Origin of the sequence: Nocardioides taihuensis (genome assembly GCF_042657275.1) — a bacterium.
Taxonomy (GTDB): Bacteria; Actinomycetota; Actinomycetes; order Propionibacteriales; family Nocardioidaceae; genus Nocardioides; species Nocardioides taihuensis.
This window is the reverse complement of record NZ_JBHSKD010000011.1, coordinates 114690-140801: the sequence shown is the minus strand read 5'-3', so window position 1 is coordinate 140801 and position 26112 is coordinate 114690. Positions and strand designations below refer to the sequence as shown.

The window sequence follows — 26112 nt, the reverse complement described above, 5'->3', positions numbered from 1 at the left end:
CCCCTACCTTGACCCCATGGCGTCCGCGTTCCCGTCGTGGGTGGCCGGTTACCGACGAGCCTTCCTGCGCGGCGACGTGCTGGCGGGGGTGACCGTGACCGCCTACCTGATCCCCCAGGTGATGGCGTACGCCGAGGTGGCCGGCCTCCCGGCGGTGGCGGGGCTCTGGGCTGCGGTGGCCTCGCTCGCGGCGTACGCCCTGCTCGGCTCCTCCCGCCAGCTGTCGGTCGGCCCCGAGTCGACGACGGCGCTGATGACGGCCGCCGCGATCGGTGCCGTCGCGGTGTCCGGCACCGCCGGGTACGCGGACCTGGCCGCGGCCCTGGCCCTGCTGGTGGCCGGCCTGTGCGTGCTCGGGTGGATCGGGGGCCTGGCCTTCCTGGCGGATCTGCTGTCGCGTCCGGTGCTGGTCGGCTACATGGCCGGCGTCGCCGGGATCATGGTCGTCTCGCAGCTCGGCAAGATCACCGGCATCGAGGTCGACGCCGACGGCTTCGTGCAGGAGATCGGCTACGTGCTGCAACACCTCGACCAGGTCCAGCTGCCGACCCTGGTGCTGGCGCTGGTCACCCTGGCGGTGATGCTGGCCGGCAGCGCGGTGTGGCCGCGGGCCCCGATGGCGCTGATCGGCATGGTCGGTGCGGCCGCCGCGGTCGCGCTGCTCGACCTGCAGGACCGCGGCGTCGCCGTGATCGGCGAGATCCCGGCGGGCCTGCCCCTGCCCTCGCTGCCGTCGGTGAGCCTCGACGGGGTGGTCGAGATCCTGCCGGCCGCCCTCGGCGTCGCCTTCGTCGGCTTCACCGACAACATCCTGACCGCCCGCGCGTTCGCGACCCGCCAGCACGACCGGGTGGACGCCAAGCGCGAGCTGCTCGCGCTGGGAGGCGCCAACCTCTTCTCCGGCCTGATGCAGGGGTTCCCGGTCAGCAGCAGCGGCAGCCGGACCGCGATCGTCGACGCCGTCGGCGGTCGCACGCAGCTGGCGGGTGTCTGCACCTTGCTGAGCACCGTGGTCGCGGTCTTCGCCCTCGGGCCGCTGCTGGCCGCCTTCCCCCAGGCCGCGCTCGGCGCGGTCGTGGTCTACGCCGCCGTCCGTCTCGTCGACGTGCCGGAGTTCCGGCGGATCGGCCGGTTCCGCCGCAGCGAGCTGCTGATCGCGCTGGCGACCACCGGCGCCGTGCTCGTCGTCGGCGTCCTGCCCGGCGTGCTGGTGGCGATCGGGCTGTCGGTCGCCGACCTGATGCGCCGGGTGGCCCGGCCGCACGACGCCGTGCAGGGTTTCGTACCCGACCTCGCCGGCATGCACGACGTCGACGACTACCCGACCGCCGCCGTGCTGCCCGGGCTCGTGGTCTACCGCTACGACTCACCGCTGTTCTTCGCCAACGCCGAGGACTTCCGGCAGCGCGCGCTCGCGGCGTTCGAGTCCGCACAGGAGCCGGTGCACTGGTTCGTCCTCAACGCCGAGGCGGTCAGCGAGGTGGACGTCACCGGGGTCGACAGCCTCCGGCAGCTCAAGGAGCACCTCGACGCGAGCGGCTGCGAGCTGGGGCTGGCCCGGGTCAAGCAGGACCTGCGCACCGCTCTGGCGCCCAGCGGGCTGCTCGAGGAGATCGGCGAGCAGCGGATCTTCCCGACGCTCCCGACCGCCGTCGCGGCGTACCAGGCCTGGCAGGCGGAGCAGGTCTGACGTCACGTCGTCGAGCACACGACCCTCACCACGTGGGAGCGAGGAGCTTCCTACAGCAGGGTGTGCGCGCCGAGGAACGCCGTGATCGCGGTCGTGGCCACGAACCCGGCGACGCCGAACGCCGCGACGGCCACGCCACCGAGCGCGCGACGGCCGGCGCCGGCGCCGCGCGGCAGCACCAGCTCGCGCAGTCGGGCCAGGCCGCGACCCGCGGCACCCACGACGCGGCGCGCCCAGGGGTACTCCACGGCCAGCAGCGCCATCCCGACACCCATCACGACCAGGCCCGGGCCCGGCAGCACGAGCATCGCGACACCCACCAGCACGACGAGGGGGCCGGTCACCGTGACGGCGACCCGCTTGGCCCAGGCACGCGCCGTGCTGCGGTCACCCCAGGCGTCGAGGCGGTCGAGCACCGCGTGGACGCGGGGGGCGGGCGAGGTCACGGACACGGACACAGGGGCTCCGGGGGTCGGGGATGTGACGATTGTCCCGGCCGCGGCTGAGAGCTTTCTGAGAGCGCCTCAGCCCGTCCGGACCACTCAGCGCAGGTCCCTGCCGATCGCCTCGGGCGTGGTCCGGCCCTCCTCGCCGCCGAGCATGCGCCACACGGGCCCGGGTAGGAACGGGGACGTCCTCGTCCCACCTGTCTGGAGCCCCATGTCGACCGACGCCATCGTCTCCTGACCACAGGCCGGGCCCCGCCCCTGACGCCACTCAGCTCCCGCGCTGCTGCACGGTCAGCGTGACCGGGCTGGTCGGGGCGACCCCGGTGGTCGCGTGCACCGTGAACTCCACGTCCATCGCCCCGGCCGGCAGCGGCTCCGGCAGGGTCAGCGCGGCGGTCGACTCCTCGACGAGGTCGAAGGGCACCCGGCCGAGCCGGGTCCCACCCGACACCGCGGTGACGGTGCCCGCGCAGCCCTCGGCGCCGGTGCCGCAGGCCACCGGGAAGGCGACCCGGCCCTGGGCGTCGGGCGTCACCGTGATCGCGGTGGTCGAGAGCAGCGAGGGGAACTCCACGCCCGTGGGGCTGTTGTCACCGCTGGGATCGAAGCACCCGTCGAACTCGAAGAGCGGGTTGGGCACCTCGTGCCCGTGCTGGTCGGTCAGCGTCATGAAGCCGGTCAGCTTGGAGGGCCCGCTCGCGGTGAAGCAGTCGTTGCTGTGCACGTTGAGCTCGAACTTGCCGTAGCCCTCGGTCGGCATGGGCACCGACGGGTCGTGCCAGCTCATCAGGCACACCCAGTCGCCGCCAGGGCCGACGTCGGCGCCGTGCGGGCCGCCCTTGTCGCACATGGCGGTGGCCTTCATCGACTCCGGAGTGATGCCCTCCTTGCCGAGGAGGTCGGCCTGCTGGACGTAGAGGTGGGCGAACGTCGCCGGCAGGGCGCGCTCGAGCCGTGGGCGGGTCACGCTGCTGCCGCCACCCGCGGCGACGGCGACCGCGCCGAGGGCGACGACCGCCGCGACGGCGGCGAGGACGATGAGGACGGTACGGCGCACGATCAGCCTCCGGTGATGTCGCGACGGCGGAGCACGAGGTGGCCGAGCCCGAGACAGACGGCGCACCAGACCGCACTGGTCACCAGCCCGCCCAGCAGCGGCCCGGTGAACCGGGGGTCGGCGAGCAGCCCGTGCCAGGACTCGAACGGGGTGCTCAGCAGGAACGGCCGGAGCGGCTCGACGCCCCCGAGCGCGCCGACGAGCTGCATGACCATGGCGATCACGACCGGGGCCGCGATGCCGACGGCGGGGTTGCGCGACCACACCGAGAGCAGCAGGGCCAGGCAGGTGAACCCGAGCGTGGGCGCGAGCACGCTGACCCAGCTCAGCGACACCAGCCGCAGCGCCTCGGACGGCGCGGTCAGCTGGCCGGTGAGACCCGTGAGCGGCTGGTGCCCGACGATGAGCAGCGACGACGTGATCGTCGAGGCCCCGAGGACGAGCACCACGAGCACGGCGAACCCGGCCGCGGCCAGTGTCTTGGCCCAGAACACCGTGCCGCGGCCGGTCGACCGGGTGAGCACGGTCTTCCAGGTGCCGTGGTGGTCCTCGCTCGCGAAGATGTCGCCGGCGACCAGCGCGGTCAGCAGCGGCAGCACCCACTGGGTGGCGAAGCCGAGCACGAGCAACGAGAGCGCGAAGCCGTTGTCGAGGGCGTAGCGACCGAAGAGCGTGTCCTTGGGCGGACGCGACTGGCCGTGCACGACCACCACGACCAGCACCGGGCCGACGAGCGCGCCGAGCAGCGCGACCCGGGCGCGGTACTGCCGGCGCAGCTTGCGGACCTCCCACCGCAGGGCGTCAGCGAGGACGCCCCGGCGGCTCGGCGCGGGCGGTGCCGCGGGCCGCGCCGGTGCCGGGGCGGCCTCGGTGGTGGTCATCTGGTGCCCTCCAGGACGGGGTCGGGGACGTCGTCGACGTCGGTCTCGGTGAGCATGAAGAACAGCTGCTGCAGCGGGGTGCGGGTGGCGGTGAAGCCGCGCAGGTCGATACCCGCCCGCACCAGCGACCCGACGTACGCCGAGACCTCGTGGGCCGGCCCGGTGACCGTGAGCCCTCCCCCGGCCACGCGTTCGGCCCGGACCTCGGGGGTCGAGCGCGCCATCGCCATCGCGCGCACGTCGTCCGTGGTCGTCAACGCGTGACCGGGGTCGGGTGCCATGGAGCGCAACTCGTCGAGCGAGCCGTGGAAGGCGACGCTCCCCCTGCGCATGATCGTGACGTGGTCGCAGATCTCCTCGACCTCGTCCATGTGGTGCGAGCTCAGCAGCACGGTGAGGCCGCTCGCCGCGAGGCGCTTGACCAGGGCGCGCATGTCGCGGATTCCGGCCGGGTCGAGGCCGTTGGCCGGCTCGTCGAGCACCAGCAGCCGCGGCTCGCGCAGCAGGCTCGCGGCGACCCCGAGCCGCTGGCGCATGCCGTAGGAGTAGCCGCTCACCCGGTCGTCGGCGCGGTCCGCGAGGTCCACGACCCCGAGCACCTCCTCGACGAGGCCGGGACGCACGCCGCCGTCGAGGAGCGCGAGGCCCTCGAGGTTCTGCCGCCCGGTCAGGTAGGGGTAGAACTTCGGGCTCTCGATGAAGCCCGCGACGCCGTCGAGCACCGCCACGTCGTCCTCGGCCCACGTCCGGCCGAAGACGCGGACGGTGCCGGCGTCGGGGCGGATCAGCCCGAAGAGCATCCGCAGGAAGGTGGTCTTGCCGGCCCCGTTGGGCCCGAGCACGCCGTAGACCTCACCCGGGGCGACCCGGAGGGAGATCTCGTCGACGGCGCGGACGGGACCGAACGTCTTGGTGACGCCCTCGGCGTCGACAGCGAGCACGGTCATGCCCGGACCGTAGGCAGCGCCGCATGAAGGGAGGATGAACCCCGCCCACGGGGTGGAGGCTGGGTGCACAGTTGACCCCGTCGGCACCGGCGCCGACGGGCCAGGGAGGAGCACACGTGCGGATCCTCGTCGCGGAGGACGACCAGCGCCTCGCTGCGCTCCTCGCCGAGTCGCTGGGCGAGGCCGGCTGGGAGGTCGAGGTCGTCCACGACGGCCGCGCGGCGTACGGACGGGCGCTGCCGGGCGGCCTCGACTACGACGTCCTCCTCCTCGACTGGATGCTGCCCGGCACCGACGGGCTGACGGCCTGCCGGCGCCTGCGCGAGGCGGGCGTGACGACTCCGGTGCTGGTGCTGACCGCGCGCGGTCAGGTGCGCGACCGGGTCGCCGGGCTCGACGCCGGCGCCGACGACTACCTCGCCAAGCCGTTCGACCTCGACGAGTTGCTGGCCCGGTTGCGGGCGCTGCACCGCCGCGCGTCGTACGACGAGACGGGGGTGGTGCGCCTCGGCGACCTGACCGTGGACGCCGGGTCGCGCCGGGTGACCCGCGGGGACGTGGAGATCGAGCTGTCGGCACGCGAGTTCGACATCCTCCACCTCCTGGTCTCGCGCGCCGGGAAGGTGGTGTCGAGGTTCACGATCCTCGACGAGGTCTGGGACGGCGAGACCGACCTGCGCAGCAACGTCATCGACGTGCACCTCGCCGCGATCCGGGCCAAGATCGACCGGCCGTTCGGGACCAGCACGATCACCACGGTGCGCGGCGCCGGCTACCGCGCGGACGCCCCCGCACCCGTCACGTCGTGAGTGCCTGGTGAAGGACCGGCTCGCCCGGCTGCCGCTGCGCACCCGGCTCGTCGCCGGCTTCGTGGTCGCGATGCTGGTGCTGCTGGTCGCGGCGGGCGCCTTCGTCTACTGGCGCGTTGAGTACGCGCTCGACCGCGGCCTCGACGACGAGCTGGCCTCGGCGAGCGCGACGATCGAGCCGCTGGTCGGGCCGACCGGACGCGTGACCAACCCGGAGGCGGCCGACGCCACGGGAGCGGTGTGGCAGGTGCTGGGCCCGGACGGCACCGTGCTCGACGCCGGCGGCGCGGCCGGGGAGACGCCGCTGGTGCCGGCGAGCGCCCTCGACCGCGTCGACGGCGGGTCGCGGACCCTCGAGCTCGGCACGCTGCTGCCGGTCACCAGCCGCCCCTACCGGCTGCAGGTGACCGCGCTCGAGGACGGCCCGGCCGCCTACCTGCTCGTGGGCGTGCGGCGCGACCACCGCGACGAGGCGCTGCGCGAGCTGCTGCTGCAGCTCACCCTGGCCGGGCTGGGCGCGCTCGCCGTGGCGGCCGTGGTGGGTGACCGCCTGGCGCGGGCGGCGCTGCGCCCGGTCGAGGAGTACCGACGGCGGGCCTCGGAGATCGCCGGCGGGGCCGACGGCTGGCGGCTCGACGTGCCCGAGGGCCGCGACGACGAGATCACCCGCCTCGGCCACACGCTCAACGACATGCTCGCCGCGCTCGACGCGGCCCTGGCGCACGAGCGGCGGTTCGTCGACGACGCCAGCCACGAGCTGCGCACCCCGCTGACGCTGCTCTCGAGCCGGCTGCAGCTGGCGCGGCGACGGCACCGGACGGTCGAGGAGCACGAGCGGATCCTCGACGAGCTGAGCGTCGACGTGGCCCGGCTGGCGGAGCTGGCCGAGGACCTGCTGGAGCTCGGCTCGGGGGCCGACCCGGACGACGGGCCGGTCGACGTCGGCCCGGTCGTCGCGGGCGTGGTCGAGCGGCACCGGCTCGCCCACCCCGAGGCGGCGACCGGGCTCGACGTCTCCCTGCCGGTGGAGCCGCTCTCGGCGCGGATCGGCGTGACCGCCCTCGAGCGCGTCGTCGCCAACCTCCTCGGCAATGCCGCGCTGCACGGGGCACCGCCGGTGCGGTTGACGGTCGCGAGCCGCGCGGACCGGGTGGTCGTCGAGGTGTCCGACGCCGGGCCGGGCATGCCGCCCGCGCTGCTGCAGTCGGCGACCGGCCGTTTCACCCGCTCCGACGAGGCCCGCTCCCGGCCCGGCGCGGGGCTCGGGCTGTCGCTGGTCGAGCAGCTGGTCGCCCGCTCCGGCGGCGAGCTGCGCCTGTGCTGCGGCGGCGAGCACACGTCGTACGGCGTGGCGAGCGGGGTGCCCTGCGAGCACGGCCCGGCGATGACGGTGACGGTCCTGCTGCCGCGAGCCTCCGCCTGACGGGTCGTGTGCCTGGCACCACCCCAGGGGGTGTCCTCGGGCACACGACCCGGAGAGACCGGTGTCGGCAGGTCAGACGTTGAAGCGGAACTGCGACCGGGGCGTGCGTAGCAGTGCATGCACGTCGTTTGCGCTGGCCAGGGGCCTGATGCATGGCTGACGTCTATCACGGATTGCCTCTGGATGAAGTAGCCGTGTGCCCCGTGTGCGCCCCGGCGGTGGCCACAGTTCCCCCGACCCCCTGACAACCAGCCCGCACCGGGTCGGCGGTCGGTGGGTCAAGGGTCGAGCTTGCTCGATCGCGAAGCGACGCGCAGCGCCCTTGAGGCAGCGGTCGCCGACCGGACGGTCATCCGTCAGGGGGTCGGGGCTGCGGTTCGCACCCAGCGGACGGGGTGCGCGAGGACGGCGCGCCAGCGCCGCCCGCAGCGCGGGCCCCCGGGAGCGCGCCGGCGAAGCCGGCGCCTTGAACCAGTAAGGAAAGTTGTAACCGATCGCGAATCAGGTCAGTGTCCTGTGCCGCCTGATATGCGACACACCTGCGCCAGTTGATCTGCGACACCGGCCGCGCTCGAAACTTCCGCTCAAGCCGACGTACCGAGGTGCAGATGTGAATAGCGTGGGCGGAGCGGGACTGGCCTGCGTTGCCGAAATTCGGGAACTGGCCAAGGCCCTGCGACAGAAGAGAATCGCCCCGGCCCGTGGATGCCACCGGGGCAATTCTGCTGTCTCCCCTCGAGCGCCCCCGTTGACTGGCTCAAGGAGACGGAGAAATCATGGCGACGCCATCGCCCTTGGGCCATTACTGGGCCAGGCGCTCCTGACCGGTCCCGGCGACGTAGTGCTCGGCCTTGCGCAGGCGGGCGAGTTCACGGCCTGATCTCACTGCTGCTTCGACGTCGCGGTGGGCGGCCGGAAATGGCTCACCACCAGCTAGGCGGTTGCGCCAAGCCTGAGTCTCCCTGTCGTGGAGTTTCTGCAGCGACGCCGACGTGGCCGCCCGAGCCGCGCACCCGGCCCACGAGCGAGCGGTCGACCGACCCCGTGGCGCCACCCGAGAGTGAGCGACTGGGCCGGCCGTCACCAGCCCACGACAGCCCTCGTAGCCGTCCCCGGGTGATGGCCACGCGGCCCGGTCCCGGCGGTTGGGGTGCCAGTTGATGTAGGTGGAGAGGGACGTGGCGCCGTGACGCTGGGGATAGGTTGATCTCCCATTCACGCGGGCAAACCTCGACTGATCTCTCGGCCGCGTCATGTGCGGCGCTGCGGCACCGACGGCCTCCCGATGGCTCAGGGCTAGACCCGTTCCCAGCCGCGGCGGCTCGGACGACTGCCCAGCTGGTCGTCGCGCGACCTGTAGACGATATAGGGGCGGGTCAGGTAACCCACCGGTGCGGAGAAGACATGCACCAGACGGGTGAACGGCCAGAGTGCGAACAAGCCGAACGCGACCAGGGCGTGCAGCTGGAAGCCGAGCGGTGCCTCGGCCATGAGCTCTGGCTGGGGGTCGAAGGCGAGGAACGACCGGTACCAGACCGATACTCCTTCGCGGTAGTTGTACTCACCGCCGAGGGAGAAGATCGAGCCGGCGATCGTGTTCCACATGCCGAGCACGATCACGGCGCCGAGGAAGGCGTACATCACCTTGTCCATCGGGGTGGTGGCGCTGAAGACCGGGCCGACGGTGCGGCGACGGTAGATCAGGATGGCCATCCCGACCAGGGCCATCAGCCCGGCGATGAGTCCGCCGACGACGGCGGTCAGGTGGTAGCGGTGGTCGTCGATTCCGACGGCTTCGGTCCACCTGCGAGGGACCAGCAGCCCGATGACGTGGCCTCCGACCACGCCGAGCATGCCGAAGTGGAAGAGCGGCGAGCCGAGCCGCAGGAGGCGGTCCTCGTAGAGCTGCGAGGAGCGGGTGGTCCAGCCGAACTTGTCGTAGCGGTAGCGCCACATGTGCCCTACCACGAACGTTGCCAGGCACAGGTAGGGGACGATGACCCACAGGAAGATACTCATCGCGGTGCTCCTACGGGGATGCTCGATCCGGCGATCAGGGTGGGGGCGGAGGCCAGGGCAGGATCGCCGCCGTAGCCGGCCAGGCCGACTTCTTCGGCCGGTGGGCCCTGCTCGATGAGTCGTCGTACGGCGTCGGCCTCGTCACCGGCGAGCTCGGGCAGGGTGTCGCACAGGGCACGGACGGCGCCGTGCCAGGGCGAGCCGGTGCTGCCGTCGGGGTTGCGCCAGCCGGCCAGCGCGATGCGGAGCAGCTCGACGCCGGCGCGGTGGTCGTCGAGCAGCTTCCTGGCCACCTCGGCGTCGACGGTGGCGCCGTACTGGAGCACGGCGCACAGGTGGTCGGGGAGCTCGCCGCTGGACTCGTCCCACGCGACGCCGCCAGCGCGGTAGGCCCCCTTGAAGCTCACGAGCGCGGCGCCGCGACGGCGTGTGTCGCCGTAGGCGTAGTAGGTGAGGTGGAGGGCGCACTTGCGGGTGTGGTCGAAGGTCTCCACGTACTCCTCCTGGAGGGCCCGGAGGTCGCGTGAGCGCAGGTAGGACACGAGGCCGGCGAGCTGGGCGTTGCCGGGCGTCAGCGCTTCGATGTGGTCCAGGTTGTCCAGCAGCTCGGCCGTCGGGTAGTCCAGGAGGGTCGAGCAGGCCGCCCAGGTGTGCCGCACCTCCACCTCTCGGGCACGCTCTCTACGCTGCGTCAGACGCATCAGTTCTCGCCTCCGGAGTCGGTGGAGCGGGGGGGAAACATCCCCTCGGGCGTCCCTCGGCCGTCCCAGTTCAGGAGGTTGACTCGTCCCGCTTTGCTACGGCCGCCGACGAGCTCGTCGTTGGCGTCGGAGGTCTGGCGGTCCTGGAGCATCCGGAGGTTCTCCACGGCCACGGGGGTCGGGTAGCCCGATCCCTCGCCGAAGAGGTCCTGCTGGCCGCCGCCGTAGTCGCTGACGGGGCAGTCGGTGGCGAGCTCCTCGAGCGCGTGGGCCTGCTCGGCGTGGGCGGTGGGGATGACGTAGCGCTCGCTGTACTTGGCGATGGCGAGCAGACGGAACATGTCGTACATCTGCTCCCCCGTCATGCCGACCGCCGCGGGGATGGCCTCGTCGGGCTCGCGGCCGAGGTTGATGTCGCGCATGTAGGAGCGCATCGCGGCGAGCTTGCGCAGCACCTGGTCGACGGGGGCTGTGTCGCCGGCGGTGAACAGGTTGGCGAGGTACTCCACCGGGATGCGCAGGGCCTCGATGGCGGCGAAGAGGTTGCCGCGATCCTCGGCGTCGTGGCCGGTCTCCTTGATCACGTCGACAACCGGCGAGAGGGGCGGGATGTACCAGACCATGGGCATGGTCCGGTACTCCGGGTGCAGGGGCAGCGCCACCTGGAACCGGTTGATCAGGGCCCACACCGGGGACTTCTTCGCGGCCTCGATCCAGTCTCCCGGGATCCCCGCGGCCTCGGCTGCTCGCTGGACCTGGGGGTCCTCGGGATCGAGGAAGCAGGCCCGCTGGGCGTCGTAGAGCTCGTGCTCGTCCTCGACCGAGGCAGCCTCGAGGACCTTGTCGGCGTCGTAGAGGACGAGTCCGATGTAGCGCAGCCGGCCGACGCAGGTCTCCGAGCAGACCGTTGGGATGCCGACCTCGACCCGCGGGTAGCAGAAGGTGCACTTCTCGGCTTTGCCGGTCTTGTGGTTGAAGTAGACCTTCTTGTAGGGGCAGCCGGAGACGCACATGCGCCAGCCGCGGCAGCGGTCCTGGTCGACGAGGACGATGCCGTCCTCCGCGCGCTTGTAGATGGCGCCGCTGGGGCAGGAGGCCGCGCACGACGGGTTGAGGCAGTGCTCGCAGATGCGGGGCAGGTAGAACATGAAGGTCTGCTCGAACTCGAGCTTGACCTTGTCCTCGATGCCCTTGAGCATCACGTCGCGCGCCGCGTGCTCGCCCGACCCACCGAGGTCGTCGTCCCAGTTGGCCGACCACTCGACGTTCATGTCCTTGCCCGAGATCAACGACTTGGGCCGGGCGACTGGGAAGGTGTCCGTCTGCGGTGAGCTGGTCAGGGTCTCGTAGTCGTAGGTCCACGGTTCGTAGTAGTCGTGGATCGAGGGCAGCTTGGGATTGGAGAAGATGTTGAGCAGTTTCTTCACCCGGCCGCCGGCCTTGAGCGCGAGCCGGCCGTTGGGCTTGCGGACCCAGCCGCCCTGCCAGGTCTCCTGGTCCTCGTAGGTGCGCGGGTAGCCGAGCCCGGGTCGGGTCTCGACGTTGTTGAACCAGACGTACTCGGTGCCGGTGCGGTTGGTCCACGCCTGTTTGCAGGTGACCGAGCAGGTGTGGCACCCGATGCACTTGTCGAGGTTCATCACCATCGCCATTTGAGCCATCACGCGCATGTCAGTACTCCACCTTCGTGGTCCGCTTGCGGATGGTGGTCACTTCGTCGCGGTTGGTGCCGATCGGTCCGATGTAGTTGAAGAAGTAGGCAAGCTGGGCATACCCGCCGACCATGTGGTTGGGCTTCATCAGGATCCGGGTCAGGCTGTTGTGGATGCCGCCTCGCTTGCGGTCGCGCTCGGTGAGTGGGACGTCGATCAGCCGGTCCTGGGCGTGGTGCATGTAGACGGTGCCCTCGGGCATCCGGTGGCTGACGATGGCGCGGGCGGCGACGACGCCGTTGCGGTTGACCATCTCGATCCAGTCGTTGTCCTTGATGCCGATCTTGTCGGCGTCGCGGTCGGAGACCCAGACCGACTGCCCGCCACGCGAGAGCGAGAGCATGAAGAGGTTGTCCTGGTACTCGGAGTGGATCGACCACTTGTTGTGGGGCGTGAGGTAGCGGACGGAGACACCGAGCTCGCTCTGCTCGCCGATGGGCGCTTCCCCGAACAGGGTCGTCATGTTGAGCGGTGGGCGGTAGACCGGGAGCATCTCGCCCGTCCCGAGGAACCAGTCGTGGTCGATGTAGAACTGCTGGCGCCCGGTGAGGGTGTGGAAGGGCTTGAGTCGCTCGATGTTGATCGTGAACGGCGAGTAGCGGCGGCCGCCGGACTCCGAGCCGGACCACTCCGGTGAGGTGATGACGGGCACCGGCGCGACCTGGGTGTCGGCGAAGGTGATCTGCTTGCCCTCGTGCTCGGCGGCGAGGTCGTGCAGCTGGGTGCCGGTGCGTTTCTCCAGGAACCGGAACCCGTGCGTGGCCAGATGGCCGTTGGAGACGCCGGCCAGGTGCAGGATCGCGTCGGCCATCTGCACGTCGGTCTCGACCTTGGGCTGGCCGTCGCCCGCGCCCCCGTGCTGGACGCCGTTGCGGTGCCGCAGGATGTCGATCTCCCGCTTGACGTCGTAGGCCACCCCCTTGGTGAGCATGCCGACTTTCTCCATCAGCGGCCCGATCGAGGTCATCTTCTCGTAGATCGCGGTGTAGTCCCGCTCGGCCACCGCGATCACCGGCATCGTCTTGCCCGGAACCGGCTCGCAGCCGTCTGGATGATCGGCGCCTAGCCGCCAGTCCTTGACCACGCCGTGCTCGGTCGCCATGGCTTCAGGGGTGTCGTGCCACAGCGGCTTGGCGACCACGTCCTGGCGGGTGCCGAGGTGGTCCTCGGCGAGCTCGCTGAACCGTTGCGCGATCGTCTTCCACGCCTCCCAGTCCGACCGCGTCTGCCACGGCGGCGCGATCGCGGGGTTGAAGGAGTGCACGAAGGGGTGCATGTCGGTGGTCGACAGGTCGTGCTTCTCGTACCAGGTCGCGGCGGGCAGCACGACGTCACTGAAGATGGTGCTGCTGGTCATCCGGAAGTCGATCGTCATCAGCAGGTCCAGCTTGCCCTCCGGGGCCTCCTCAGCCCACCGGACCGAGGAGGGTCGCTGGTCAGGGCTGGCCTCCTGGGCCGTCGCGGCGCTGTCGGTGCCGAGCAGGTGCCGCAGGAAGTACTCGTTGCCCTTGGCCGAGCTCCCCAGCAGGTTCGAGCGCCACAGCGACAGCACCCGGGGGTGGTTCTCCTCGGCCTCGGGGTCCTCGACCGCGAACTTCAGGCGGCCCTCCTTCAGCTCCCGGGCGACGAAGTCGGGCGCCGCCATGCCCGCCGCCTCGGCATCGTCCGCGAGCGTCAGAGAGCTGCGGTCGAAGGTGGGGTAGCTCGGGGTCCAGCCCAGCCGGACCGACTGGGCGAGCAGGTCCATCACCGTCTTGCCGGCGAAGGCGCCGGTGCCGGTGTCGAGGTCGAGGTCGTCGGCGGTGAACGTGTCGTAGCGGTACTGGGAGGTGTTGACATACCAGTAGGCGGTCTGGTTCATGTGCCGCGGCGGGCGCTGCCAGTCCAGGGCAAAGGCCATGTGCTGGAAGCCCATGATGGGGCGGATCTTCTCCTGCCCCACGTAGTGCGCCCATCCCCCGCCGTTGCGGCCCTGGGTGCCGGTGATCGTGGTGAGCAGCAGGATCGCGCGGTAGATCTGGTCGGAGTGGAACCAGTGGTTGACCCCCGCGCCGAGCAGGATCATGCCGCGGCCCTCGGTGTCGATGGCGTTCTGCGCCCACTCCCGCGCCAACCGCGTCACCTGCGCGGCGGGCACGCCGGTGTGCTGCTCCTGCCACGCGGGTGTCGCGGGGATCGTGGGGTCGTCGTACGACGTGGGCCAGGTGCCGGGCAGGCCGGCGCGCGCCACGCCGTACTGGGCGAGCATCAGGTCGAGCACCGTGGTCACGAGGCGGTCCCCGACCCGCGCGACCGGCACCCCGCGGCGCTCACGGACCACCTTGCCGTCGGCGTCGTCGAAACGCGGCAGCTCCACCTCCACCGCCTCACCGGTGCCACCCTGGTGGTCTGCGTACATGGTGAGGGCGGGGTCGATGTCGCCGAGGTCGAGGTTCCACTGGCCGAGGCCCTCGTCGCCGTAGCGGTGGCCGATGGCACCGCGCGGGATGCGGACCTGCCCGGTCGCGGCGTCGATCAGGGCGGGCTTCCACATCTGGTTCTCATGACCGCCCTCGGGGTGGCCGATGTCCCCGGCCACGAGGTACTTGCCGGGGCGGTAGGTGCCGTCACCTCGGGGCTCCAGGCAGACCAGGTACGGCAGGTCGGTGAACCGCTTGTCGTACTCGGCGAAGAAAGGCGTCAGGGAGTCGACGAAGTACTCCTTGAGGATCACGTGGCCCATCGCCATCGCCAACGCGCCGTCGGTGCCGGGCGCGGGGCTGACCCACTCGTCGGCGAACTTGACGTTCTCGGCGTAGTCGGGCGCGACCGCCACCACCTTCTGGCCGCGGTACCGGGCCTCGGTCATCCAGTGGGCGTCCGGTGTGCGGGTCATCGGGACGTTGGAGCCCCACATGAACAGGTACCCGGCGTCCCACCAGTCGCCCGACTCCGGGACGTCGGTCTGGTCGCCGAACATCTGAGGGGAGGCGTTGGGCAGGTCGGCGTACCAGTCGTAGAACGACAACATCGGCGCGCCGATCAGTTCCAGGAAGCGCGACCCGGAGGCGTAGGACACCGGCGACATGGCCGGGATCGGGCTGAAGCCGGCGATCCGGTCCGGACCCCACCGCTTGACGGTGTAGACGTGGGCCGCAGCGATCATCTCGGCGGCCTCGTCCCAGCTGGCGCGCACCAGCCCGCCCTTGCCCCGCGCCCGCTTGTAGGCCCGCGCCTGCTCCTCGTCTTGCACGATCGATCCCCAGGCAACCACCGGGTCGCCGTACTTCTGCTTCGCGGCGCGGTAGAGGTCGAGCAGCACCCCACGCACGTAGGGGTAGCGGACCCTGGTGGGGCTGTAGGTGTACCACGAGAACGCCGCGCCCCGCGGGCAGCCGCGCGGTTCGTACTCAGGACGGTCGGCCCCCGCGCTGGGGTAGTCGGTTTGCTGCGCCTCCCAGGTGATGATCCCGTCCTTGACGTAGACCTTCCACGAGCACGACCCCGTGCAGTTCACCCCGTGCGTGGAGCGCACCACCTTGTCGTGGCTCCAACGGTCGCGGTAGAAGACGTCACCATCACGACCCCCCCGTTTGTACAACGCCCGGTCGTCAGGCGACACCTCAGCCTTGGTGAAGAACCGTCGGCCCGAGATCAGGGCCCTCTGCATCGGGCTGTCGAGACTCATCCACCGACTCCTCATGGTGTTTGTCGAACGATTGACGGGTCGTGATCTGGACATGGCACAGGTTCGGTCGAACGAACGGCGTCACAACGACCGCCACATCGTCCTCGCCTACCTGACGAAGGGCGCCGCGCACGAGACCCTCGTGGATACCGCAGACCACGTCAGGGTTCTCACGCGCCAGCCCCATGAAGGGGCAGTCGGCCAGGGTGATGTGACACGTCCGCCCGCCGTCCGCTGTGGTCAGCGCCGGGGAGTAGCCCCAGTCCTGGAGCACGTCGACCAGCGGGCCGACCTTGCCCAGCCAAGTTCCCGGCGACGCCGCCGGGCTCGTCGGCGCCAGCACCAGGTGGCGTTGCGCCCAACGCTCGCCAGCCTCTTCCGGAGTGCCACCTTCGTTGAAGGACTCGGTCATCAGCTCCAGCAGGCGCAGCAAGTACCCGGCGTGGTCGTTCTCGACCACAGCGGGGGCTGCGGCATACACCTTGCGGGGGCGACCGACCCCGAACTGGGTGGTGAGGTGTGACCGGACGATACCGGCCGCCTCGAGTTGGTCGGTGTGGAACCGCACCGTGGTGGGATGCAACCCGAGTGCCTCCGCGAGCTGGCCCGCGGTCATTCCGCCGGGGTCGACCTCGTCCTCGTGGGGACGGTAGCGCTGGAGCGCATCGAAGATGGCTCGCCTGGTCGGCGATGCGAGCAGGTCAGCGCCGATCCGCTTGACGCTGGAGGCCTGCGCGGGATTCACGTCCTCACAATCATCCGTATTCGACGGATCAACAATAGGCCTAAAGGCCCGGATTGAGAGGACTCCGGAACGTAGTCCGCGCACCTCGCGGATGGGGAAATGCAGGAGCATGCCGAAACGCACCGCTCGGATCCCCGACCAGGTTGCTCGAAAGGAGCGCCATGGCGTCCCTGAGTCTGCTCCGCACGATCGAGGAACCGCCTCGCCAACAGGACGAGCCGCAGCCGACCGCCGAGAGCGGCGTGACGCGGGTTCTGGTGCTGTCCACCTCGGCCTTCACGCTGATGTTCGCGGTGCGGCTGATGTTCGGCATCCTGGGCAAGCCGGTCAGCGCGGAGTTCGGCCTCATTGAGGTCCAGCCCGGCGACTTGGGTCGGTTCTCCCTCCCAGTGCTGTTCGCCCACACCAAGGTCCGGTCCGGATTCCCGTCGAGCACCGACTTCGTGTTCTTCGTTCTCACCGTCATTTGTCTCCTGTGGATGCACTCGACGGCCGTCCACATGCTGCACACCGAGTCGTCGGGACTCGCGCGACCTATCGAACGGCCCAGCGAGGCCCATGAGGAGGAACTGGTATGAGCTCCACGACATCAAGCCGTTCGGGAGAATGGCTGGAATCCTGGGACCCCGAGGACGAGGCCTCCTGGGACTCCAAACTCGCCTGGCGGACGCTGTGGATCACCACCTTCTGCCTGCTGCTGGCGTTCGTGGCCTGGTTCCTACCCAGCGCAATCATCCCCAAGCTCAATGCCCTCGGGTACTCCTTCAGCGACTCCCAGCTGTACTGGATGGCCGCCATGCCGGGTCTCTCGGCCGGCCTGTTCCGGCTGGTATGGATGACGCTGCCTCCGATACTCGGCACCCGCAAGATGGTCACACTGACGAGCCTGCTGCTCATCGCCTCCACCCTCGGGTGGGGCGTGCGCGTCCAGTCCCCCACCGCCCCCTACTGGGAGCTCATGGTGCTGGCGCTCCTTGCCGGCATCGGCGGCGGGGCGTTCTCCGGCTTCATGCCCAGCACCTCCTACTTCTTCCCGCGCAGCAAGCAGGGCACCGCATTGGGCCTCCAGGCGGGCCTCGGGAACTTCGGTGTCTCGCTCGTCCAGCTCCTGACCCCCTACTTGATCGCGGTCTCCTTCTTCGCGTTCCTCGGCGGAAGCCAGGAGCTCACCGTGGCGGGGAAGCCTTCGAAGGAGGTCTGGTACCAGAACGCCGCGTTCGTGTGGATTCCCCTGATGGTGATCGGCGCAGTGCTCGCGTGGACGATGCTCAAGTCCGTGCCGGTCAAGGCCAACCTGAGGCAGCAGTTCGACATCTTCAACAACACCGACACGTGGCTGATGACGCTGCTCTACATCATGACGTTCGGCACGTTCTCCGGCCTGGCCGCCCAGTTCGGGCTCCTGATGTCGAACCTCTACGGCTCCGGCAACGACGACATCGTCAGCGGCGCCGGGGCCACGGCGACCCTTCTCATCGACGGGTACGCCGTGCCCGACCCGGTCAAATTCGTCTTCCTCGGTCCGCTCATCGGCGCCGCAGCTCGCATTGGCTTCGCGCCACTGACCGACCGGATGGGCGGCGCCATCTGGACGCTGATCTCCGGCATCGGACTGATCGCCTCCATCGCGTACACCATCCCTGCCCTTACCCCGGACCTGAGCTCGGCAGCCAGCCTGGAGTCGGACTTCGACCAGTTCCTCTGGGGCATGCTCGCCATCTTCTTGTTCGCCGGCATCGGGAACGCCTCCACCTTCAAGCAGATGCCGATGATCTTCGAACGACGCCAAGCCGGCGGTGTGATCGGCTGGACGGCTGCCATCGCCGCATTCGGCCCGTTCTTCTTCGGCGTCGGGATCACCACCATCGGCGCGACCGCCTTCTTCACCATCGGAATCGCATGGGCAGCGATGTGCGTGGTCATCACCTGGTTCCGCTACGCCCGCAAGGGAGCGCCCCGGCCTGGCTGAGCACGCGGCCCCCGGGCCGCCTGAGAAAGGGTGCCTCGATGGACGAACCCACGGCCGGACCGCGGGTCGAACCCGCCGATGCCCACGCTCGAACCGGTGAGGACCGGCGCGCCGATCACGACGACCTGCGGGCCCGATGTCCGGTGGCACGCGACGGGGACCGCTGGATGGTGCTCGGGCACCGCGAGGTGGCCTCGGCCGCGACCGACCCGGCGACGTACTCCAGCGCCGTGACCGCTCGCCGCGCTATCCCCAACAGCCTCGATGGCGACGAGCACCACGCCTACCGGGCGCTGGTCGATCGGTACCTGACGCCCGAGCGCGTCGCAGACCTCGAGCCGCAGGCACGTGCGGGGGCCGCCCAGATCGTGGAGGCACTGCCGCGCGGGGTCACGGTCAAGACGATCGCGCAGATCGGCCTTCCCTTCGCCGTCCGCACCCAGTCCACCTGGCTGGGCTGGCCGTCGGACCTGGAGCCGACGCTGGTCGCATGGATCCACGAGAACCAAGCCGCCACGCGGTCCGGTGACCGACGCAGGACCGCGGCAGTCGCCGAGCAGTTCGACCAGATTGTCCGCAGCCTGCTCGATGCCCGCAGGTGCGGACCGGCTCGCGACCTGACCGGCGAGCTCATGCGGGAGACGATCCACGGCCGCGCGCTGAAGGACGATGAGACCGTGTCGATCCTGCGGAACTGGACCGCGGGCGACCTGGGTTCCCTGGCCATGTCGGTGGGGGTCATCGTCCACTTCCTGGCGGCGCGGCCGGCGGTGCAGAGTGAGGTTCGGGAACTGGTCTTGGCCCACGACACCAGAGCGGTCGAGGCGGCGCTGGAGGAGATCCTGCGCATCGACGACCCCTTCGTCTCCAACCGCCGCAGGGCCACCGCCGCTACCAGGCTCGGCGGCGAGCAGGTCGAGGCAGGCGCGCTGGTCGTCCTCAACTGGACCGCGGCCAACCGCGATCCTCGGGTCTTCGACGACCCGGATGGGTACGACCCCGCGGCGAACGCGGAGGCGAACCTGGTGTTCGGCATCGGGCCACATGCTTGCCCCGGCCGCGCCCTGACACTGATGGAGCTACGCGTCCTTACCACCGAGCTGCTCCGTGCCACGACATCGATCGACCCCGCCCCCGACCGGCCTGCTGTGCGTGAGGCCCAATCGGTGGGCGGGTGGGCGCGGGTTCCCGTCGTGCTCCGCTGACCTGGGGCTGGCGTTCTGGTCCAGTCAGGCTGAGGCGTTGGCTGCGCGGCTCGTGGAGGCAGCTCAGCGTGTCCGTCAGTACGCGGCGACGTCCGGGGCGGTGTCAGCATGAACCTCCGCCAGCACCTCTGGAACGCGTTCGGCGACTGGCTCGACGAGCACAACCACACCCTGCCCGAGTGGCCGCGCCTGACGCTCCCCAAGACTCTCGAGGGACTCCAGCAGCGGGCGTTTCGAGGATGGCTGGGCGATGGCGCCGAGCATGGGTCGTCCTCTGCCCCGCAAGTCCCCGGTCCGCTCCGCCTGAACGAAGCGAAAGCCCCCGCCGTACTTGGAAGACGGCGGGGGTTTCTCCTGCTCGGGAGATAGCAGTCGCACTAGACATTAGCCGTTCCTGACTCGTCGGTCAGCAGGCTGGCGGAAGTTCGCCAAAGTGGCGGACAGATGACAGAGCCGCCTCGGCAAGTGGGTGCCGGGGCGGCTCTGGGGTCTCTTGGCGTGTGGCCCCCGTGCCCACAGTCGCCCCGACGTGGGTACGGGCGCCACACGCATCGTGGCGAGGTGTGTCGCCCGGCACGTCCGGCACACGGGTTGGACGGGAAGGGTCTTCAAAGCCACCGTGTCGGGCGCACTACCTCTTCCTCAACAGTCCCTCTCCGAGCCCGAATCTGTCGTCACCGAAGTTCGGGAACATTAGGCATTGCCGCCAGCTGTCAATCGGGCGTATACCGAGAGGCAGTAGCGGGGGAATCTGGGGGGAATGGCCCTCCCGCGGTGCCGGACATCACGCGGCGGGACGGCTACTCCGAAGCTCCAGGCGCTTGGCCGCTCCGTTACCTAAGGTCCAGACCCCACGTAGAAGCCGATTGGGTGGCGCCCGCGACTCTCGGGTGGCGTTGTCGCGGGCGCCTGTGCTGCTCCCCCGAGCAACCGTGGGCATGTACCCCACCGACAGTCCTACATTCACTCCCCCGCCGCTGGGACGTACACGACAGGAACCGCCCGTTCCTCATCGGGCGGATAGGCTCCAGCCGCCCATGGCGGCCTGTTGTGTTTGCGTGTCGGCGTGATGTGGCACGGTCCGGGGCATGCATCTCCAGTTGACGCCTGACGAGTGGACTGCCGTGGGCGCGGTCGGTACCTGCGCTGCAGTGGGGGTGGCCTTCCTAGCACTCGGCGTAGAGCGCTACGCCCACTGGCGAGAGGCTCGCGATAGAGACGCTGCGCAGGCGCGCCTTGTCACCATCGCGCCCCCCGAGATGGCGTCCGGAGACGTCGTCCAGGTTCATGTGATCAATCTCAGCCAAGGCCCGGTCATCGGCCTCGAGCTCGACGCTGCTCGATGGGTCGACGCCGCTCAAACACTCAACAGTTGGCGAGTTCCCCCGACCATCTTCGGCGCACAGCCGGCCACCAGCGTCATCAAACCGGGTGACACCTTCAAGATCCCCATTGAGTGGATCGACGACGAGGAGAAGCGCATCACCTTGCAGGTTCCGGGAGAACTACAGGCGGCCGTCAGCTTCTACGACGCCGCAGGCCTCGAATGGGAACGCATCGGGAATGGGCAACCAAAGCGCCGACGAAACCGGAGAATGTGGGCATGGAAGAGCGATACGACGCCGAGGGTCTGATTGAGGCTATGGAACGGATCGTCACCTACGTCGACAGCCAGGCCATCGCCTTTCAGTACGGCAGCGGGTTCGTGCTCGAGGACTTCGTTGGGCGCACCCTGATGCACCAGGCGCAGCTCGCGGAGGCCGTCCGCCTGTTGGTCAAGCACATCGAGGGCATCGAGTAGTGCCCGCCGCCGGCACCCTGCCCATGGAGGTGCGGCGGCGGAGTCCTCAGAACCCGCCTCCCGCAGCGGCCTGCTGGTCGGCAAGCAGTTGCCGCTTCCACTTGTTGTAGTCATGCGGCTGGGCGTACACGTCGCCATACAGGGCCACAACGCCGAACAGCCAGAGGCTCACGTCACCATTCGTTGTCGCCGACGGCACTCAGGCGGTTCTGTGTACCTACCTCTCAGCAGTGCTCCTGATGGGGCGATCCTCAACGACCTTGGGATGGTGATGGGCTGACCCGATCGCCGCCGTCGCGATCGCAGCGGTCACCGTCAAGGAGGGCCGTGCCGCATGGCGTGGCGACAACTGCAGCGCACCCGTCTCGGCGTCGCTACCTCGTCGCCTGCCTGCGGCTGGTGCCGAGGGCTGCACCTGCTGCTGAGTCTCTAGGGTCCGAACGCTTCGTCCGCATGAGCGGAAGCTTCTTCTCTGGGCCTTTCGACCTTCTGACGCGGTCGGTGTGACCATCTGATGCGCTGCTTCTCCACAGATTTCGGCGATTCGGGTGCGGGCCCTTGGGGTTGTCGGTGGCCGGTGTCATGCTCGATGGCAGCGGACAACTCCACACTCTGAAATCAAATCGGGCACATTCCCCTGGGGGTCGGCTCCCCACCCCGGCCAGAGGCCATACACACAGCGCGCCGCTACTGACACGAAGACTCAATGCGAATCGTCCGCGAACCGTAGGTCTGGTCTCGGCGCTGCGCGACCCCGGTGTCCAGACGTCTTCTCCACCAAGTGGTCGTGGCCCTCCCGATGCCGGGTGTGCCGCGCGGCGGGTCGCACTAGCCGCGTGGCACACCCCCGGGTGGTGAGGCCGATGCACAACCAGAGCTCCCTGGCGCCTGTCGCCGGGCTGTCGGAGGCCCGGTTCCCCGGTCACGGGGAGCACGCCCCGCTCGACCTGCCGAACCTGTCGCCGCGGCTCGAGGCGCAGCTGGCCGACCTGGTCGTCTCCCCCGGGTTCGACGACTGGGCCCAGGCGCTGGCGCGGGTGGGGAACTGCGCGCACCCGGTCCGCCTCCACGGTCACTCCACCACGCTCGACGCCGCGACCGGGGAGGTCCTGTCCTCCTACTCCAGCACCGAGGAGCCCCTGGGTGTGACGCACGTGCGGTGCGGGAACCGCCGCGCCTCGGTGTGCCCGTCCTGCTCGCGGGTCTACGCCGCCGACACCTACCAGCTGATCCGGGCCGGGATCGTCGGCGGGAAGACTGTCCCGCCCACCGTCGCCGAGAACCCTCTGGTTTTCGCCACGTTGACTGCGCCCTCCTTTGGCCACGTCCACGGCCACCGGGATGGCCGACCCTGCCGACCCCACGCCGGTCGTAAAGGTGCGCCACGGTGTCGGCACGGCCTGCCCGCCACCTGCGCGGCGCGACACGGTGAGAACGATCCGCTGGTGGGGCGGCCGCTGTGCCCGGGCTGCTACGACCACGCCTCCCACCTGGTCTGGCAGTGGTGGGCACCGGAGCTGTGGAAGCGGTTCAGCATCGCCCTGCGCCGCTCGGTCGCCAAGGCCCTGGGCGTGCCGGCCACCCGGCTCGAGGAGGTCGCGACCGTGCAGTACGCCAAGGTCGCGGAGTACCAGCGCCGCGGCGTGATCCACTTCCACGCCCTGATCCGCCTCGACGGACCCACCACCCCCGACGGCTTCGCCCCCGCCCCCGACCGGCTCGACGCCCCGCAGCTGGCCGAACTCATCAAGGACGCGGCCGCCGGGGTGCGGCTCACCGTCACCGGCGTCGACCGCGACGACCCCGCCCGCACCCTCGCCTTTGGAGCCCAGGTCGACACCCGACCCGTCACCACCCGCGCCCGTCCCGACGACCCCGACCGGAGCCTCACCCCCGGCCAGGTCGCCGGCTACCTCGCCAAGTACGCCACCAAGGCCGCCGACGACCACGACACTGGCACCGATGTGAGCAGCGATCCGCACCACCGCCGGCTCCGCGCCGTGGTCCGCGACCTCGCCGACCGCGCGGACGCCCACCAGCAGGCCACCGGCGACGAGGCCTACGCCAAGCTCGGCGAGTGGACCCACATGCTCGGCTTCCGCGGCCACTTCGGCACCAAGTCCCGCCGCTACTCGATCACCCTCACCGCGCTACGCCGAGCTCGTCGCCGCGCCCAGACCCTCATCAACCAGTCCCGGGCGCAGGGCAAGCCGCTCGACCTCGCCGCCCTCGAGGCCGACCTCCTCGCCGACGACGACCACGAGACCACCCTCGTCATCGGTTCCTGGACCTACCTCGGCACCGGCTGGCCGACCGAGGCACAGACCGTCCTGGCTACGGCAGCAGCTGCCCGTGCCCGCGAACACGAGCGATGGAAGGCAGAGCGCCGCAGGGATGCCCACGGACCGCGCGACAACCAGCAAGGAAGGACGGAATGACCATGAGCAGCACCAGAGACAGGGAGCCGGATCGCCCTCCAGCGAGCGATGACGACATCAGGTGCGAGAGGCTTTGGAGCCTCCGCGACGTGTCGGCGTTCCTGGGCGTCCCGATCGGAACGTTGTACCAGTGGCGCGTCAGAGGTGAAGGGCCGCCGGCCTTCAAGCTCGGCCGGCAGCTGCGGTTCGATCCGGACCGGGTCCGCGCGTGGCTCCGAGAGTCGGCTGGCTGAGATGGCCAGTGTGGAGAAGCGCGATCGGGAGGGCAAGGTCACCTGGCTGGCGCGCTGGCGAGACGACGCGGGACGGCAACGCAAGCGGTCCTTCAGCCGGAAGATCGATGCCCAGCGCTTCGTGACGCAGATCGAGGCCGACCTGCTGCGTGGTCAGTACGTCGACCCGTCCGACCGGACGACGGTGCTCGAGTACTCGCGCAGGTGGGCGGCGGCGCGGATACATCGTCCAACCACCTCGAGACGGGTGGCCAGCATGATCGACACGCACATCGCGGGCACGGCCCTGGGGGCTCGCCGACTGGCCAGCGTGACGCCGTCCGAGGTGCAGGCCTGGGCTTCCGACCGTGCACAGGTGCTGGCTCCGACGACCCTGCGCAACCTCGTCAGCCTGCTCCGGTCGGTCTACGCCTCAGCAGTTCTCGACCGTCTCGTCGCAACGTCGCCCGTCGTCCGGCTGTCGCTCCCGGGCACCCATCGCGAAAGGGTCGTGCCGCTCTCGGTGGCGCAGGTGGCGGATCTCGCCGAGGCCATGCCTCACCGCAACCGGGCGATGGTCATCGCCCAGGCGGGTCTGGGGCTGCGTATCGGTGAGCTCCTGAGCCTCAGGGTGCAGGACATCGACTTCATGCGGCGGGCGGTGCGGGTCGAGTGGCAGCTGGCCCCCGGGCAGAAGGTGCGCAGCGCTCCGAAGACGAGGCGCTCGACGCGGACGGTGCCCCTGCCCCAGGTGGTGGCCGAGGCACTGTCCAGGCACATCGAGGACTTCGGGGCGGGCGAGGACGGCACGGTCTTCACGACGAGGTTCGGGACGCCGTACCGGCACGACTACTACGGCACGAGAATCTTCGCCGAGGCCGTGGCCAGGGCCGGCCTGCCGCCCTCGACGACCTCCCACGACCTCCGACACCACTACGCGTCGGTCCTGCTGGCACAGGGCGAGTCGGTCGTGGCGGTGGCGGAGCGGCTGGGGCACCACAACGCCTCGCTGGTGCTGTCGACGTACGGCCACCTGATGCCGGATTCCGAGGACCGGACACGCCGCGCGATCGACACTGCGTGGGCCTCGTGTGCCCCGTCGGCGCCCCAAGCGGGGGGCACAACGCTCTGACCTGCGGAAACGACCCTGTTTCAGACGTTGAAGCGGAACTCGACCACGTCGCCGTCCTGCATGACGTAGTCCTTGCCCTCCATGCGCACCAGCCCGCGCTCCTTGGCCTTGAGCATCGAGCCCGACTCCATGAGGTCGTCGAAGCTGACGATCTCGGCCTTGATGAAGCCGCGCTGGAAGTCGGTGTGGATGACGCCGGCGGCCTCGGGGGCGGTGGCGCCCCGGCGGATCGTCCAGGCCCGGGTCTCCTTGGGGCCGGCCGTCAGGTAGGTCTGCAGGCCGAGGGTCTCGAAGCCGACGCGCGCGAGCACCTCGAGGCCCGGCTCGGTGACGCCGAGCTCGGCCAGCATCTCGCGGGCCTCCTCGTCGTCGTCGAGCTCGACCAGCTCGGCCTCGAACTTCGCGTCGAGGAAGATCGCCTCGGACGGCGCCACGAGCGCGCGCATCCGCTCCTTGAGGTCCTCGTCGCCGAGCTCGTCGGCGTCGCAGTTGAAGACGTAGATGAACGGCTTGGCGGTGAGCAGCGACAGCTCGCGGACCAGCGCACGGTCGACCGTGGTGGCGGTGACCGGCGTGCCGCGCTCGAGGTGGCCCAGGGCCTCCTTGGCGGCGTCGAGGTTGGCGACGAGCGACTTGTTGCCGCGGGCCTCCTTCTCCAGCCGCGGGATCGCCTTCTCGAGCGTCTGCAGGTCGGCGAGGATCAGCTCGGTCTGGATCGTGGAGATGTCGTTGGCGGGGTTGACCTCGCCGTCGACGTGGGTGACGTCCTCGTCGCGGAAGACCCGGGTCACCTGGCAGATGGCGGCCGACTCGCGGATGTGGGAGAGGAACTTGTTGCCGAGGCCCTCGCCCTCCGACGCGCCACGCACGATGCCGGCGATGTCGACGAACTCGACGGTGGCCGGCAGCACCTTGGCCGAGCCGAACAGCTCGGCGAGCCGCGGGAGCCGCGGATCGGGCACCCCGACCACGCCGACGTTGGGCTCGATCGTCGCGAACGGGTAGTTCGCCGCGAGCACGTCGTTCTTGGTCAGGGCGTTGAAGAGGGTCGACTTGCCCGCGTTGGGCAGACCGACGATGCCGATGGTGAGGGCCACGGGCGGCGAGTCTAGGTCGCCGGCCCGTGGCCCTCCCAATCAGCGCCCTGGCGCCCTGAGTCCGCCGACGGCACCAGCAGTGCAACCCGTCCCGGGCAGGGGGATCCGGGCACCGGATCCGGAGCAGCGGCAGCTCACCAACCTGCAGTGCTGGGGGT

23 protein-coding genes are annotated in these 26112 nt (G+C 70.1%); 11 read left to right on the top strand and 12 right to left on the bottom strand.

Going from position 1 to position 26112, the window contains the following annotated elements; translation table 11 throughout:
- Positions 1-16: 16 nt before the first annotated feature.
- Positions 17-1690, top strand: a complete 1674-nt coding sequence (locus ACFPGP_RS12010; RefSeq protein WP_378590394.1) for a SulP family inorganic anion transporter — start codon at positions 17-19, stop codon at positions 1688-1690.
- 50 nt (positions 1691-1740) lie between these two features.
- Here the strand turns inward: ACFPGP_RS12010 and ACFPGP_RS12005 are convergent, their stop codons facing one another.
- The 4 genes from ACFPGP_RS12005 to ACFPGP_RS11990 all read right to left on the bottom strand — a co-directional run bounded on the left by ACFPGP_RS12005 (position 1741) and on the right by ACFPGP_RS11990 (position 5024).
- Entirely contained in the window at positions 1741-2142 is a 402-nt protein-coding gene (locus tag ACFPGP_RS12005) for a PGPGW domain-containing protein (RefSeq protein WP_378590392.1), read from the bottom strand.
- 265 nt (positions 2143-2407) lie between these two features.
- Positions 2408-3196, bottom strand: coding sequence for a hypothetical protein (locus ACFPGP_RS12000; RefSeq protein ID WP_378590390.1), 789 nt, complete (start codon positions 3194-3196; stop codon positions 2408-2410).
- Between the two features lie 2 nt (positions 3197-3198).
- Positions 3199-4077 (bottom strand): ABC transporter permease, encoded by an 879-nt coding sequence (locus tag ACFPGP_RS11995; protein ID WP_378590388.1) that lies wholly within the window; start codon positions 4075-4077, stop codon positions 3199-3201.
- The gene (locus ACFPGP_RS11990; protein WP_378590386.1) at positions 4074-5024 is read right to left on the bottom strand and encodes an ABC transporter ATP-binding protein; all 951 of its coding nucleotides are present in this window, start codon (positions 5022-5024) and stop codon (positions 4074-4076) included. Before ACFPGP_RS11990 ends, ACFPGP_RS11995 begins: the two co-directional genes overlap by 4 nt.
- Positions 5025-5140: 116 nt before the next feature.
- Between ACFPGP_RS11990 and ACFPGP_RS11985 the strand changes: the two genes are divergently transcribed.
- Positions 5141-5833 (top strand): response regulator transcription factor, encoded by a 693-nt coding sequence (locus ACFPGP_RS11985; RefSeq protein WP_378590384.1) that lies wholly within the window; start codon positions 5141-5143, stop codon positions 5831-5833.
- A 7-nt stretch (positions 5834-5840) separates the two neighbouring features.
- Positions 5841-7256, top strand: coding sequence for a sensor histidine kinase (locus tag ACFPGP_RS11980; protein ID WP_378590382.1), 1416 nt, complete (start codon positions 5841-5843; stop codon positions 7254-7256).
- A gap of 1296 nt (positions 7257-8552) precedes the next feature.
- On the opposite strand, the gene narI is transcribed toward ACFPGP_RS11980, so the two are convergent.
- From narI to ACFPGP_RS11955, 5 genes are read right to left on the bottom strand one after another with little or no spacing between them, the layout of a single operon-like run.
- Positions 8553-9275 carry a respiratory nitrate reductase subunit gamma gene (gene narI / locus ACFPGP_RS11975; protein ID WP_378590380.1) on the bottom strand — a complete coding sequence of 241 codons (723 nt, stop codon included), beginning with the start codon at positions 9273-9275 and terminating at the stop codon, positions 8553-8555.
- Complete coding sequence (gene narJ / locus ACFPGP_RS11970) at positions 9272-9976, bottom strand: nitrate reductase molybdenum cofactor assembly chaperone (RefSeq protein ID WP_378590379.1); 705 nt, start codon at positions 9974-9976, stop codon at positions 9272-9274. The genes narI and narJ overlap by 4 nt, the downstream gene beginning before the upstream one ends.
- Positions 9976-11646 carry a nitrate reductase subunit beta gene (gene narH / locus ACFPGP_RS11965; RefSeq protein WP_378590377.1) on the bottom strand — a complete coding sequence of 557 codons (1671 nt, stop codon included), beginning with the start codon at positions 11644-11646 and terminating at the stop codon, positions 9976-9978. Before narH ends, narJ begins: the two co-directional genes overlap by 1 nt.
- 1 nt (position 11647) lies before the next feature.
- The gene (locus ACFPGP_RS11960; protein ID WP_378590376.1) at positions 11648-15355 is read right to left on the bottom strand and encodes a nitrate reductase subunit alpha; all 3708 of its coding nucleotides are present in this window, start codon (positions 15353-15355) and stop codon (positions 11648-11650) included.
- Positions 15291-16223 (bottom strand): helix-turn-helix transcriptional regulator, encoded by a 933-nt coding sequence (locus tag ACFPGP_RS11955; RefSeq protein ID WP_378590374.1) that lies wholly within the window; start codon positions 16221-16223, stop codon positions 15291-15293. The genes ACFPGP_RS11960 and ACFPGP_RS11955 overlap by 65 nt, the downstream gene beginning before the upstream one ends.
- A 38-nt stretch (positions 16224-16261) precedes the next feature.
- Between ACFPGP_RS11955 and ACFPGP_RS11950 the strand changes: the two genes are divergently transcribed.
- Genes ACFPGP_RS11950 through ACFPGP_RS11940 form a run of 3 tightly spaced genes read left to right on the top strand, consistent with a single transcriptional unit; the run spans position 16262 to position 19274 of the window.
- Positions 16262-16678, top strand: coding sequence for a hypothetical protein (locus tag ACFPGP_RS11950; protein WP_378590372.1), 417 nt, complete (start codon positions 16262-16264; stop codon positions 16676-16678).
- Positions 16675-18069, top strand: coding sequence for an MFS transporter (locus ACFPGP_RS11945; RefSeq protein WP_378590370.1), 1395 nt, complete (start codon positions 16675-16677; stop codon positions 18067-18069). The genes ACFPGP_RS11950 and ACFPGP_RS11945 overlap by 4 nt, the downstream gene beginning before the upstream one ends.
- A 38-nt stretch (positions 18070-18107) precedes the next feature.
- The gene (locus ACFPGP_RS11940; RefSeq protein ID WP_378590368.1) at positions 18108-19274 is read left to right on the top strand and encodes a cytochrome P450; all 1167 of its coding nucleotides are present in this window, start codon (positions 18108-18110) and stop codon (positions 19272-19274) included.
- 75 nt (positions 19275-19349) lie between these two features.
- Here ACFPGP_RS11940 and ACFPGP_RS11935 read toward each other — a convergent pair whose 3' ends face one another.
- Entirely contained in the window at positions 19350-19538 is a 189-nt protein-coding gene (locus tag ACFPGP_RS11935) for a hypothetical protein (RefSeq protein ID WP_378590366.1), read from the bottom strand.
- Between the two features lie 824 nt (positions 19539-20362).
- Between ACFPGP_RS11935 and ACFPGP_RS11930 the strand changes: the two genes are divergently transcribed.
- A complete protein-coding gene (locus ACFPGP_RS11930) occupies positions 20363-20908 on the top strand; it encodes a hypothetical protein (RefSeq protein WP_378590363.1) in 546 nt (181 codons plus the stop codon).
- 8 nt (positions 20909-20916) lie between these two features.
- Positions 20917-21075: a hypothetical protein gene (locus tag ACFPGP_RS11925; RefSeq protein WP_378590361.1), complete on the top strand. Its 159-nt coding sequence runs from the start codon at positions 20917-20919 to the stop codon at positions 21073-21075.
- 46 nt (positions 21076-21121) lie between these two features.
- Here the strand turns inward: ACFPGP_RS11925 and ACFPGP_RS11920 are convergent, their stop codons facing one another.
- Entirely contained in the window at positions 21122-21247 is a 126-nt protein-coding gene (locus ACFPGP_RS11920) for a hypothetical protein (RefSeq protein ID WP_378590359.1), read from the bottom strand.
- A gap of 691 nt (positions 21248-21938) precedes the next feature.
- On the opposite strand from ACFPGP_RS11920, the gene ACFPGP_RS11915 reads away from it, so the two are divergent.
- From ACFPGP_RS11915 to ACFPGP_RS11905, 3 genes are read left to right on the top strand one after another with little or no spacing between them, the layout of a single operon-like run.
- The gene (locus ACFPGP_RS11915; protein ID WP_378590357.1) at positions 21939-23513 is read left to right on the top strand and encodes a replication initiator; all 1575 of its coding nucleotides are present in this window, start codon (positions 21939-21941) and stop codon (positions 23511-23513) included.
- Positions 23510-23746 carry a helix-turn-helix transcriptional regulator gene (locus tag ACFPGP_RS11910; protein ID WP_378590355.1) on the top strand — a complete coding sequence of 79 codons (237 nt, stop codon included), beginning with the start codon at positions 23510-23512 and terminating at the stop codon, positions 23744-23746. The genes ACFPGP_RS11915 and ACFPGP_RS11910 overlap by 4 nt, the downstream gene beginning before the upstream one ends.
- Position 23747: 1 nt before the next feature.
- On the top strand, positions 23748-24857 hold the full coding sequence (locus ACFPGP_RS11905; protein ID WP_378590353.1) for a tyrosine-type recombinase/integrase: 1110 nt from the start codon (positions 23748-23750) through the stop codon (positions 24855-24857).
- A 20-nt stretch (positions 24858-24877) separates the two neighbouring features.
- Here ACFPGP_RS11905 and ychF read toward each other — a convergent pair whose 3' ends face one another.
- Positions 24878-25954, bottom strand: coding sequence for a redox-regulated ATPase YchF (gene ychF / locus ACFPGP_RS11900; protein ID WP_378590351.1), 1077 nt, complete (start codon positions 25952-25954; stop codon positions 24878-24880).
- Positions 25955-26112 lie beyond the last annotated feature (158 nt).